10 protein-coding genes are annotated in these 12,224 nt (G+C 53.0%); 8 read left to right on the top strand and 2 right to left on the bottom strand.

What is annotated here, in order from left to right; translation table 11 throughout:
* The first annotated feature begins 129 nt into the window (after positions 1-129).
* From BLP63_RS03600 to BLP63_RS03580, 5 genes are all read left to right on the top strand, one after another.
* The gene (locus BLP63_RS03600) at positions 130-468 is read left to right on the top strand and encodes a Smr/MutS family protein (protein ID WP_092589504.1); all 339 of its coding nucleotides are present in this window, start codon (positions 130-132) and stop codon (positions 466-468) included.
* 101 nt (positions 469-569) lie between these two features.
* A complete protein-coding gene (locus BLP63_RS03595; protein ID WP_092589503.1) occupies positions 570-1,448 on the top strand; it encodes a DMT family transporter in 879 nt (292 codons plus the stop codon).
* Complete coding sequence (locus BLP63_RS03590) at positions 1,445-2,020, top strand: dihydrofolate reductase (RefSeq protein WP_092589502.1); 576 nt, start codon at positions 1,445-1,447, stop codon at positions 2,018-2,020. The genes BLP63_RS03595 and BLP63_RS03590 overlap by 4 nt, the downstream gene beginning before the upstream one ends.
* The gene (locus BLP63_RS03585; protein ID WP_139159767.1) at positions 2,004-3,125 is read left to right on the top strand and encodes an alpha/beta fold hydrolase; all 1,122 of its coding nucleotides are present in this window, start codon (positions 2,004-2,006) and stop codon (positions 3,123-3,125) included. Before BLP63_RS03590 ends, BLP63_RS03585 begins: the two co-directional genes overlap by 17 nt.
* 191 nt (positions 3,126-3,316) lie before the next feature.
* On the top strand, positions 3,317-3,805 hold the full coding sequence (locus tag BLP63_RS03580; protein ID WP_092589500.1) for a 4Fe-4S binding protein: 489 nt from the start codon (positions 3,317-3,319) through the stop codon (positions 3,803-3,805).
* Positions 3,806-3,927: 122 nt separating this feature from the next.
* Here the strand turns inward: BLP63_RS03580 and BLP63_RS03575 are convergent, their stop codons facing one another.
* Positions 3,928-6,321 (bottom strand): beta-propeller domain-containing protein, encoded by a 2,394-nt coding sequence (locus tag BLP63_RS03575; protein WP_092589499.1) that lies wholly within the window; start codon positions 6,319-6,321, stop codon positions 3,928-3,930.
* Between the two features lie 152 nt (positions 6,322-6,473).
* Entirely contained in the window at positions 6,474-6,992 is a 519-nt protein-coding gene (locus tag BLP63_RS16790; RefSeq protein ID WP_170829266.1) for a DUF4362 domain-containing protein, read from the bottom strand.
* Between the two features lie 295 nt (positions 6,993-7,287).
* Here BLP63_RS16790 and BLP63_RS03565 point away from each other — a divergent pair, with 295 nt between their 5' ends.
* The 3 genes from BLP63_RS03565 (at position 7,288) to BLP63_RS03555 (ending at position 12,180) form a co-directional block, all read left to right on the top strand.
* Positions 7,288-8,424 (top strand): DEAD/DEAH box helicase, encoded by a 1,137-nt coding sequence (locus BLP63_RS03565; RefSeq protein WP_092589497.1) that lies wholly within the window; start codon positions 7,288-7,290, stop codon positions 8,422-8,424.
* Between the two features lie 18 nt (positions 8,425-8,442).
* Positions 8,443-9,894, top strand: a complete 1,452-nt coding sequence (locus BLP63_RS03560) for a sigma-54 interaction domain-containing protein (protein WP_092589496.1) — start codon at positions 8,443-8,445, stop codon at positions 9,892-9,894.
* A gap of 570 nt (positions 9,895-10,464) precedes the next feature.
* Positions 10,465-12,180, top strand: coding sequence for a urocanate hydratase (locus BLP63_RS03555; RefSeq protein ID WP_242870770.1), 1,716 nt, complete (start codon positions 10,465-10,467; stop codon positions 12,178-12,180).
* Positions 12,181-12,224: the final 44 nt, after the last annotated feature.

The raw sequence follows: 12,224 nt of genomic DNA, 5'->3' as shown, positions 1-12,224 counted from the left end.
TCCTTTCTCTCTTTGAAATAATTTTGGAAAATTTGGGTTTTACGGTGCAAGTTTTACGGTGTAAGATAGAGGTGATTACGGTGTGTTATTACCCAATTCACATATTGATAAACGGATGGTGACAATATAATGCAGAAGGTGACGGAGCTGAATTTGGAACGGGGCATGCCAGATGCGGCGACCGCGGTGCGGCGACTGAAAGATGGCCTCATGACAGCGAAACGTCAGGGTGCGAAAGCCGTGGTTGTGATCCATGGCTATGGATCCACTGGCGTGGGAGGCACAATTCGCGTGGCGGTTCAAAAGACACTGGATGAGGATCAGCTGCGGGGGCTGGTGCGGTTTTGGTTTGGCGGGACGAGCTGGTCCTGGAGAAAAAAAGAGGCGCTGTCAGTCTGCAAGGATTTGGAGCGTTATGAAAGACGGATTAACGGGAATGAAGGCGTTACGGTTGTAATTTTGAAATAGGCTTTTGTTTGCTTGTTTGTTTGAGCACTTTTATAAGCGCATGTCTAAGCGCTTATTTATGTATTTTAGGCACTTTGGGCTGCCAAGGGAGTGATGACATAATGGCGTTGACGGTTCAGAGAAAAGCGGATTTAGCCCTGATCATGGTGGTCATGTTCTGGGGAACTTCCAATTTGCTGACTAAAGTGGGCCTGGGAGATTTAAATGAATTCAATCTAATAGCGCTCAGGTTCGTCATTGCGTTTATTCTGACTTCGGTGATTTTCAGAAAACGGCTGATGGCGGTGGATTTTGGGACGGTGAAGCGGGCTGCGGTGCTGTCGCTGATTCTGTTTTGCGTCTTTATTTTCGCGACTTTTGGGGTCAGGCACACCACCGTGTCGAATGCGGGCTTTCTGACCTGTCTCTCAGGGATTATTGTGCCTATGATCAACTTTGCGTTTTTCCGGATTAAGCAGGACAGGCTGACGGTCATCAGCATTGCAATGGCTATTGTGGGTGTCTGGCTTCTGATAGCTGGGACGTCCATTACCTTTAACTTGGGAGATATCCTGTGTATTTTGTGCTCGGTCGCGTTTGCGGTCCATATTCTGGTGACGGAGCGCCTGACCCGGCAGGTGGATTCAGTGGCCCTCGGGGTGATCCAGTTGGGCTTTGTAGGTGTTTACGCGACGACCTTCAGTTTTGTGCTCGAAACGCCCACGCTGCCGGTGTCCTTCTCAAACTGGATGGTGGTGCTGGGCCTCAGCGTCTTTTCCACGGCCATTGCCTTTGTGACCCAAACCGTGGCCCAGAAGTATACAACGGCGACGCACACCGGCATCATTTTTACCTTTGAACCCCTGTTTTCTGTTATAGTCGCTTATATTTTTCTTGGCGAAGTTCTGTCTTTCAGGGGTTACGTGGGTGCGATCCTGATGCTGGCCAGCCTGATGCTGATTGAACTCAAGTCCCAGTTCGGAAAGGTGGTGTCCAGATGACGCCTTGGACTATGATTTTTGCTGTAGATAGTAATTGGAATATTGGGTATGACGGCGACATGCTGTTCAAGATCCATGCGGACCTAAGGCGCTTCAGGCGTATGACGAAATCCAACATCATCATTATGGGGCGAAAGACCTTTGAGTCCCTCCCGGATCAAAAGCCCCTGCCAAACCGGATTAACATTGTTGTGACGCGGGACAGGGACTTCCTGCGGCAAGGTGTCACGGTGGTTCATGGTCTGGAGGCTTTGAAGACGCTGGTGGAAGGCTTGGTCATGGAGAGCGGCGGCGCGCTGAGGCCGTTTCTGATAGGCGGCGGGCAGCTTGCCAGGCAGTGCTTGTCTTGGTGTGACCATGCGCTGATCACAAAAGTGTTTCGTTCTTTTGATCAATCGGATACGCTGATTCCGAATCTGGACGAGGATCCTGACTGGGTCCCGGTGTGGAATTCGAGGCGTTACAGTCAGGACGACCTGATTTATCAGTATGTCAATTATGAGCGGGCCCAGTCCCGCGTGGTGCGGCCCAGTCCCGCACTGAAAGGAGAGCTTGATGATGGAAAAAGATGAGGTGTGGAAGGGCGCGGTGGTGCCTGGTGGGGTGTACCGGCATTTCAAGGGAAATCGCTATAAAGTCCTTGACGTAGTCCGCCACTCAGAAACAGGTTTGCCGATGGTTTTATATCAGCCCCTTTACGGTGAAGGCGGCCTCTGGGTCAGGCCCCTGGAGATGTTTACAGAAGAGGTCAACGTAGACGGTGCAAAAGTGAAGCGGTTTGAGCTGCAGGAAAATGAAGCTGAGACTGTGGCCGAAAAGACGGATGAGGCGATCTTCCGGAGGCTTATGACAGATCCGGATGAAGGGTTATCGCCTGCACCTGATCTGTACCAGCTCATTTTGGAACAGGGTGGCGAGCGACGCTTTGGGGTCATGCTGACACCTGGGGGATCCGAAAAAGCGGGCGGACTGTATGGCGCAAAGCCCACGCTTCTGCTGCTTCACGGCTTTCCGGGCAATGAGCGCAACTTTGATCTGGCCCATGCCGTCCGGCGACTGGGTTGGAACGTCATGATTTTCCATTATAGGGGTACTTGGGGCAGCGATGGGACGTTTACCTTTGAAAACGCGCTGGAGGATATCCGCGTGGCACTGGCTTATCTGCGTTCGGAGGCGGCGGTGGATGAGTTCGGCGTTGATCCGGAGCGGCTTTTTATAGCAGGCAACAGTTTTGGGGGCTTCGCGGCCATGCTGACGGCTCAGGAGGATCCAGGGATTAGAGGGTGTGTTGCGTTATCTGTTTACGATCTTGGACGGATGGCGAAACTGATCGAGATAGATTCTGAGGCTGAAGCCCAAATGAAGGGTATGTTTGAAAGTCTTGTCAAGCTCACCGTTGGGGGCGACGTCGAGGCCTTGACCCAGGAGATCCGTGATCATGCAGAGGCGTGGGATATTTCCGGGAAAGCGGGTCTGATGAAGGGGCGGCCCGTGTTGCTGCTGGCGGGGTCGCGAGATCTGGATGGCCCGGCAGAAGTTCATTATGAGCCGCTGAGGCAGGCTCTTGAAGCCTCTGGGGCGCTGCTGGAGGCGCATCTGCTGGACAGCGACCACGGGTTTCAGAACAAGCGGGTTGAAGTGGCTTGTAAGATTGGGCGATTTCTTGAGAAGTGGTAAAGAGAAAAGAAAGGAAAATAATAGGAGGGTGTGTGCTGGCAGCTGCCTTGGGGGGCGGCGGACCATCGGCGCCCCTCCCATTATTTTCCTTTTTGTTTTGTGTTGTTTTCCCTTCGCAGTAGTGGTATGCTACAAGGGAATAGCCCAGCCCCCTTGGGGAGGGGCAATTATCCGTTTGGAGGGAGTTACATATGATTTCTAATCTAACGAAGCACAGAAAATCGATCCAGCTCGTCTTTGGACTGGCAACTTACCTGGCAATCTTCGTCCTGCAGGTCAGCCTCTGGGTGGTGCTGGGTGTCGCGGTGGTGCTTGGGGCCGTTTTTGGAAAGACGTTCTGCAAATGGATGTGCCCTATGGGCTTTATTATGGAAAAAATGACGTCGAAGCTTAGCGAGGATGACTCCAAGCGGCAAATGTACAATTATTACAAGCTTGGGTGCCCTGTTTCCTGGGTGCAGGGGCTGCTGAACAAGGTCAGCCTTTACAAGCTGAAGACGCAGCAGGAGACGTGCACGTCTTGCGGGATCTGTGACAAAGCGTGCTATGTGACGAGCCTTAATTCGGAGTTCAGCTTTTTCAAGAAGGATAAGAAAGCACCGGGGGCGGCGTTCAACTGCTCGAAGTGCCTGAAGTGCGTGGAGGCTTGTCCAACGAAGAGTATACAGGTTAGGGTGTAAAAAAAGAGGGGCCGGATTCAAAGATGAACTTTGAATCCGGCCCCCTCCGTTTTTGGTTGGGGACAGGGACTGCTGGCAGGGGACTGGGCCGAATCAAAAATCTGGCAGGGGACTGGGCCGCCCTAATAAATTGAAATTGTGGTCAGTGGTGCCAGGGTCTCTTTGTCAAAGGCGCGGATTCGGCCGTCCTGGACGTAGTAGAGGGTGTCGCCAATGTAGCAGAGGCGGCGGACCCAGGAATAGTAGTAGCCGTCCTGAGGATAGGTCATCGCTGGAAGGCTCTCGAGTCTACCTTTGACGTCGAAGCCGTCCTGAGCATCATAATTCATGATGACGGCGCCGTTGAAGTAGTTGACGCGGTTCTTTTCGCCTTCATATTCATCTGAAATAGTGCCGTCGAAGGCGAACATCTGGTTCTCGAGGTCGAACAGGATGGCTTTATGGTTGTATAGCATTTCGGCATAGCTGCCTGAACCCCCAAGGGTCAGCGTCTGGATCTCTTTTGGCTTACCCATGTCAGACACGTCGAAGAGCGAGAACTTGATGCCTGCGGTGCGGGTGCCTATGACGACTTCTTCGCCGTCCTGATTCCTGGTGTAGATGTCCTGTGTTCCTTGCCCAATGCCCAGGATCAGATCTTCCTCCACAGGGTGCAGATAGTTGGAGAAGCCTGGAACTTTAAGCTCCCCAGTGATGCGTGGGGCTTTAGGGTTTGACAGGTCAAGGACAAAGAGCGGGTCGATCTGTCTGAAAGTGACGACATAACCCTTGTCGCCCATGAAGCGGGCGGAATAAATTGTTTCGCCTGGGGCCATGTTTTCCACTTTGCCTACTACGTTAAGCTGACTGTCGAGAACGTACACTGCGCTTGTGGTTTCGCCGGCCCAGCGGGTGGTGGCGAGGCGCAGGTGCCCTTCGTACTCGTCCATGGAGAATTGGTTGAGCAGGGTGCCCTTGACTTTGCCGCCGCCGGCGAAGCCAATCTTCAGTCCGTCAATGCTGAACTTGGAAAGGCTGGTGGTGGTTCCGGACGGATCGCTGTAATCCTGGCGGGCAATATACAGGGCGTGGTCGTTCATATAGATCTGGGTGCCACTGCCAAGAATGGCTTCCACGGTGGACGGCGTTTCCTTGTCGCGGATGTCAATGGCGGCGACCATCAGGTATTCAGGCGTGGTGTTGCCCGGATAGTACATGACCTGGCTCACGGAGAGTGCCTTGTAGTCGTCGCTTTTAGCGCTGTCGCGAAGCATTGGGAGGACGTCCTCCATGATATAGTAGTAATTGTATTTGTTGACGGCAAGGTAAACGGTGTCGTCTTTTTTGCGGCTTGAGAGCAGGTTGCCCTCGAGTTCGAACTCTTTCAGCAGCTCGGCTTTCCCTGCGTCAGTGATCGTGTAGACGCCGGTGTAGACGAAGCTCTTGCTGTAGTAAGGCGGCATGATGCCAATCCTTAAGTCGTTTTCCGCGTCAACCGTGACCGGTTCAGCGGGTGCAGGCTCTGAAACTGCGTCGTCCATGGTGGCTGGCAGGTCTACTGGTCTTGGCTGCGGCTGGTTCTTGGAGCCAAGGATGATTAAGCGGCCGCTGTCGATATAGAGCTCGGAGATGTGGATCCCCTGGCCGGTTTTGGTATCGACAGGCATGCGGATGGTGTCGGTGAGGGTCATGTCGCGACCATCGGCCTTCACAACGCTGACGACGTTGCCTGAGGCCACATAGATGAACTTGCCGTCCGTCTTGACGAGGTCTGCCTCTTCAATCCCCGCCACTTGTTCGTTGGTGGTGGAGTAGTCGCGGCCCGCGCCCGCTGCAGAATCCTCTGCTGCCGATGGTGACGGCGCCTCCGCTGCTGGTGCCTCTGCGGACGTCTCTGGCACGGCTTCCTTCAGGCCGCCGTACGCGCCATATTGATTGATGCTGTTCGAAAGAAGTGTCTTCAGCTGCCAGAGGGAGGAGACCTTCACAGCCTGGCCAATCTTGGCACGGATGCTTTCGCGCAGCGTCTGGTTTGCCGCAAGATCCACGAGTTTGTCGCCAATGACAATGACGTTGCTGTCATAGCTTACGGCTTTGCCGAGGACATCCTCGCAGATGACCCGCAGCGGCAGCATAGCGCGATTCTCAATGACTAAGGCCTCGGTGTCAAAGGTGACCCGTTTGGCGGGCTGATCCGTCTGGATGAGGTCATAGTAGTTTTTGTTGAAATAGAAGATAAACTGCTTGCCGCCAAATTCGATGACAGCAGCTTGCTTTTGTGCGTCGTAGCTGACTTCTGCGCCAAAATGCTCCGCCACCGCCCGGGCCGGCACAAGGGTCCGGTCTTTGTGAACTATGGCGGCCACGTTAGGATTGTCTGGATCCAGCGGCTTGATGACGCCCGCGGACAACGTCAGCGGACTGCCTATATACAGCGCGATTGAACCGTCTCCGGCAGCCGTTGTCTCGGCCATGGCCGGCAGAGCCGCGGTGATGGCCAGAACGGCCAGCATCAGGATCGATAAAATTTTTTTCACTTGGCTCACATCCTTTATGGTTTATTTGAGTAATGGTAATCAACTGGGGGGGAATTAGATGCCTGAAATTAATCTCAATTGTTATTTACCCGTTTCCTGGCGTCAGGTGACAAATACAAACGGCGTTAACTAATAAGCCTGTTGAATGTCCCCTACATCCCTAAAGGGAGGACCACCTCCTGCGGTGCTTCTGTGCCGGGGATAGGCTGCGTGGCAGCGGCGCTGTGGAGTCTGATCCGGCCGTCTTCCAGCAGCTCAAAGCCTTCATAGGTATAGCTCATGACTTTGTCAATGCCGCCTGCAAAGGCGTCGCGGCTGACGTCATGAGTGACTTGGAACAAAGTGCCGTCAAAATTGACATCCATGAGGATGGGATCGCCTTCAATGGTGTAGGCGACGAAGCGCATGAAGGTGGGCTCGCTTTTTTCTATGGTGCCCTTAAATTTTTCATAAGCTTCCATGTTGCTCAGCTCGCCGTGCAGGTTGACCACGTCGCCGCGCTGGGTGGCTTCTTCGAATGGGTAGTCCGCTGGGACTTCAGCAAGTGGCACAAAGCCATTTATGGTCTCAGAAGGCTGGATCGTTTGTGACGCGCATCCGTTGAACAACAGGGCTGTCAGGATTACAATGACCGCCACAGCCGTTAAATTGTAAAGCTTTTTCTTGAGCATAACCTTCACCTCCGGTTGAATCTGATCGTTGTTGAGAGTACATTCTTTAGACGAAGTGGGGTGCGCTATGGTTCCATTCCGGGTGGGGGTTTGGTCGGGCCCAGTCCCCAACCGCACAGTCCAGTCCCAAGTCGAAGTGTGGTATGTCCCTGTCCCCGACCAGAACTCTGACGCGGCCCAGTCCCCAACCAGAATTCCGGTCAGTCCCTGTCCCCAACCAAATTTCAAGTAGCTTTCAAACGCCAGCTGTGTTAAAGTGTGTATAATCTTTATACACTCAGCAGGAGGATCCATCATGAAAACATTCAAAGAACTCGGTATTTCAGAAGCCCTGATCGCGGGCCTCTCCAAAGCCAGTATAGCCACCCCTACGGAAGTTCAGGAGGCGGTTATCCCATATGCCCTCGCGCGTCAGGATGTGATCGCCCAATCCGTGACAGGCTCCGGAAAAACTCTGGCGTATCTGCTGCCTGTTTTCGAAAGCATTGACCCAAGCTCGAAAGCCCTGCAAGCGGTCGTCATCAGCCCCACCCATGAGCTCAGTGTCCAGATTGGCAATGAGGTCAAGAAGCTGGCCCAAAACGCTGGTGTGGCGGTCCAGTGCCAGGTACTGATAGGCGAAACCAGCCTGAAGCGCCAGGTGGAGGCCCTTAAAAGCAAGCCGCAGATCGTCGTGGGATCCCCGGGCCGGATGACGGAGCTCATCGCCATGAAAAAGCTCAAGATGCACGAGGTCAAGACCATAGTGCTGGACGAGGCGGATAAGCTCATGGATGACACGAAGCTTGCGGACTGCCGCGCCGTTATCAAAACGACACTTCGCGACCGCCAGCTCATGGCGTTCTCCGCTTCCATCACCCCTCAGGCGGAAACCATCCTGACAGAAATCATGAAGACGCCCCAGGTCATCCGTCTCGAAAGCAACCTGGTCAACCCAAATATCACCCACCTCTACGTTCAGTGTGACCTCCGGGACAAGCCGGACGCGGTCAGAAAAATTGCCCACGCCCTGAATACGGAAAAAATTCTGGTCTTTCTCAATAAGAACGAGCATATCCAGAATATGGAGAAATATCTGCGCCATCACAAGGTCAGCGCCAAAGCCATTTTTGGCGCCTCCGAGCGGCAGGACCGCAAGGATGCCATGGAGGGCTTCCGCTCCGGCCGGTATCAGGTGCTCATTGCTTCCGACCTGGCGGCCAGGGGCCTGGACATTGCCGGCCTCAACGTCGTCGTCAGCGCCGACGTGCCAAAGAAAGTCGAGGAGTACGTCCACCGTGTGGGCCGAACCGCCCGCTATACCGGCGAAGGCTACGCCATCGTCCTGGCTACAGCTCAGGAGGAATCCTTCCTGAAGGAAATCGAAACATCCCTGTCCGTCACCTTCCACGAAAAGGTTTTAAAATACGGCAGAATAGAAGATCCCAGATAGAAAGGAGGTCCTGCGCACATGGCTGTTTATGCCAAGGCAGATCCAGAGATGCTGCTCTTTGCGCTTCAAAAAATCATAGAGTCAATTTCCGATGGTGTCGTCATGAGCGACGCACAGGGCCGGCTCATCATCTACAACCAGGCACAGGAGAGGCTCGAGGAATTGCGGGGCACCGAAATCATAGGCAAACCCCTGTGGGAGGCCTACGGCTATGATCCTGAAAACGAGTCTGAGCACCGTCAGGTCCTGACCAGCGGAAAAGCGGTGGAAAACCGCTACGAAGCCCACGCCATCAACAACGGCATCCCAAAATACGTCTCTTACAGCACCTATCCCATCATTAAAAACGGTGAGGCGGTAGGCGTCTTTTCCATCAGCAAGAACGAAACCAAGCTTCACTCCCTCCTTGAGGAAGCCATTGAGCTCAAGCGACGCTTCCTCAGCCTGGATCCTGAAATGCAGGAGCCGGTGGAGGACCCGGGCAACGGTACCCGCTACAGCTTCTCCAACATCATAGGCGACAGCGAGGCGACCCGGCAGCTCATCAAAGAAGCCCAGAAGATCGCCTGGCTGGACAATAACATTCTCATTGTAGGGGAAACCGGCACGGGCAAGGAGGTCTACGCCCAGAGCATTCACAACCACGGGAAAAAGCACAAGGAGCCCTTCATAGGCATCAACTGCGCCGCCATCCCGGAAAATCTCCTGGAGGGCATCCTCTTTGGCACCGTGAAAGGCGCCTACACCGGGGCACTGGACCGAAGCGGTCTCTTCGAGGACGCCCGTGGCGGGACCCTGTTCCTGGATGAGTTGAATTCCATGCCTGTGTCCATGCAGACCAAGCTCTTAAGAGTTCTTCAGGAGCGCAAGGTCAACCGGGTGGGCGGCTCCGAGTTCGTACCAGTGAAATGCCGGGTCGTCTGCGCCATGAACGAGGATCCCCTCAAGCTGATTGGCGAAGGCAAGCTCCGCCAGGATCTCTATTACAGAATTGGCGGCCTCAGCCTTTATATTTTACCTCTCAGGCAGCGGCCCGAGGATATCCGGTGCCTGACCCGCTTTTTCATCCAGAAATACAATCACATGCTGAACACCCATGTCGAACAGCTTTCCGAAACCCTGGAACGCGCCTTCGAAAACTACGGCTGGCCAGGCAATATCCGGGAGCTTGAGCACGTCATAGAAAACCTGATGGTCCACAATGATGACCAAACCCGCGTCCTTGAAGGCACTCACCTCCCCGCGTATCTGAAAGCCTCCCTGAACCTGGGGACAGACAGCGAGCGGCCAAAGCCCCAAAGGAAAGAGCCCCTCAACGACCGGGTGGACAGCTTCGAACGGGAAATTATCCTGGACGCCCTCTGCCGCAACAGCTACAATATCTCCTCGACCTCCAGGGAGCTGGGCATTATCCGGCAAAGCCTGCTTTATAAAATGAAGCGCCTGGGAATTGAAAAACCCACCTCGTAAGCTTCTGTATAGAATTTATACAGATTGTAAAATATTTTGCATCCCGATTCCAACGTCTGATGACAGCGATGTGTATGAAAATTATACACCTCGCTGTTTTTTGTTTTTGATAAATTGTGAGCGAAACTGAAGCACCAGAAAAATATTGTGCATTTTCAAGGCTTACAGTGATTTTTTGCCGATGGTTCCCATAATTGGCACGCTCCTTGCTTTATACATTGGCAAGTCAAACAACAATAAAATCAATAAAAGGGGAGATGCTCTGGCGACAAATCTGAATTTCCTTGCTCAGTTAAGACGGCAGCGCAACGATTGTTAACGACAATGTATAAAAACTATACTTTGGTGTAAAATATTTTACATTCAAAATGAACGTTATTACCTTAAAAGTGTACAGTTTTTATACAAAAATAAGAAATGCAGTTTAAAGAAATTTTAAGTGAATTTCTAAAAGACAGTAGTTGCAACATGTTCAGAAAAATAGAAACACCTGATCAAACTTGGCATACCTTTTGCTTATATAAACGGCATAGGTCAAAAAACTTTTCAAATTATAAGGAGGACATTCAAGTGGCAAATGCAGAGATTTTATACTCGGTCAAGGCGCAGCGCGGCGACACACTTCGTTGTAAAGGCTGGAAACAGGAAACCATTCTCAGAATGCTTGAGAACAATATGGAGAATGCTGAGATTCCTGAGCTTCTCGTCATTTACGGCGGAAACGGCAAGTGCGCGAGAAACTGGGAATCCTACCACGCTATTGTCAAGTCACTGAAAGAGCTTGAGGACAACGAAACCCTCGTCATCCAGTCCGGTATGCCGGTGGCGATCTTCAAAACCCACAAGCTTGCCCCACGCGTCGTCATGGCGACTACAAACATCATGAAGGCAACCTGGGAAGTCTTCTATGACCTGCAGGATAAAAACCTCACCATGTTCGCCCAATATACGGCGGCACCTTGGGAATACATTGGCACACAAGGCGTTATCCAGGGCACGTTTGAAACCTTGTCCGCAATAGCCATCAAGCGCTTTGACAATGACCTCAGCGGCAAGATTTACTTGACTGCCGGCGCAGGCGGCATGGGCGGCAACCAAAGCTGGGCCATGAAGATGCACGGCGGCGTCGCGATTATTGTCGACGCGGACGAGCGCGTCCTCCAGCGCAGAATTGAAAAGAACTATCTGGACATGTTTGTCCATTCCTTTGATGAAGCGAGAAAAATTGCGGAAGAGCATGCAGCGGCCAAGAAGCCTGTTTCTATCGGTATTGTAGGCAACGCTGCGGACGTCTATTGGGAAGCGTACGAAAAAGGCTTCCAGCCTGACATTGTCAGTGAAATGTGCCCATGCCATGACCCAATTTCCTACATTCCATCCGGCTACACTGGCGAGCAGGCAGACGAGTACCGTGCCCGTGACAGAAAAGCTTATCTTAAAGATGCCCAGGACACTATGATCCGTCAGCTGCGCGCTATGATCGCGTTCTCCAGGAAGGGCGCTGAAGTCTTCGAATATGGCACAAGCATCCGTAAAGAGTGTATGGATGCCGGCATGCCAAAAGAAGAAGCGAAGCAAATCCCTGGCTTTGTCGCAGCGTACATCAGACCGCTCTTCTGCGAAGGCCGCGGACCTTTCCGCTGGACTTGCATCTCCGGCGAAGCCTCTGACCTTGCGAGACTCGACGACCTTGCCCTCGAAATCTGCGCAGGCGACCCACTTGTCGAGCGCTGGATCAAGCTGGCCAGAAAGCATCTCCCTATTGAGGCGCTTCCAGCAAGAATCTGCTATATGGGCTTTGGTCAGCGTAAACGCTTTGGCCTTGCGGTCAACGACCTGATCAAGAAGGGCGAAATCAAGGGTCCTGTAGCGTTCTCCCGCGATAACCTCGACAGCGGCTCCATAGTGAACCCTACCTTTGAATCTGAGGATATGAAGGACGGCGGTGACCTGATCTCCGACTGGCCTTACCTCAACGGCCTCCTCAACGCTTCTGCGGGCTGTGACCTCATTGCAATCCAGGCGAACTACTCCATGGGTGAAGCGGTTCACACAGGCGTCACCATGATTGCGGACGGTACAGAAGAAGCAGACCTTCGCCTCGAGGCGTCCCTGACGGTTGACTCCGGCATTGGTGTTATCCGCCATGCTCAGGCAGGCTATGAGACGGCGAAAGATGTCGCCAACGGCAAAGGCAAGCTGACGACTGACAGCATCAAAGTGCCGCTCTGGTGGGAGCCTGCGGACAAAGTGACCTTTGGCCCAACTGGCATGCCGCCAAGATAGGCTTAAATATAATTTTTATAGAAGTTGAACCAAATTCAGCGGTT

The organism is Acidaminobacter hydrogenoformans DSM 2784 (assembly GCF_900103005.1).
Classification (GTDB): Bacteria; Bacillota; Clostridia; order Peptostreptococcales; family Acidaminobacteraceae; genus Acidaminobacter; species Acidaminobacter hydrogenoformans.
The sequence above is the reverse complement of the archived record's forward strand: the minus strand, read 5'-3'. Positions and strand labels throughout refer to the sequence as shown.

Bases quoted from the DNA above. Each gene is read 5' to 3' on its own strand.
- BLP63_RS03600 (WP_092589504.1), top strand. From the start codon at position 130: ATGCAGAAGGTGACGGAGCTGAATTTGGAACGGGGCATGCCAGATGCG.
- BLP63_RS03595 (WP_092589503.1), top strand. From the start codon at position 570: ATGGCGTTGACGGTTCAGAGAAAAGCGGATTTAGCCCTGATCATGGTG.
- BLP63_RS03590 (WP_092589502.1), top strand. From the start codon at position 1,445: ATGACGCCTTGGACTATGATTTTTGCTGTAGATAGTAATTGGAATATT.
- BLP63_RS03585 (WP_139159767.1), top strand. From the start codon at position 2,004: ATGATGGAAAAAGATGAGGTGTGGAAGGGCGCGGTGGTGCCTGGTGGG.
- BLP63_RS03580 (WP_092589500.1), top strand. From the start codon at position 3,317: ATGATTTCTAATCTAACGAAGCACAGAAAATCGATCCAGCTCGTCTTT.
- BLP63_RS16790 (WP_170829266.1), bottom strand. From the start codon at position 6,992: ATGCTCAAGAAAAAGCTTTACAATTTAACGGCTGTGGCGGTCATTGTA.
- BLP63_RS03565 (WP_092589497.1), top strand. From the start codon at position 7,288: ATGAAAACATTCAAAGAACTCGGTATTTCAGAAGCCCTGATCGCGGGC.
- BLP63_RS03560 (WP_092589496.1), top strand. From the start codon at position 8,443: ATGGCTGTTTATGCCAAGGCAGATCCAGAGATGCTGCTCTTTGCGCTT.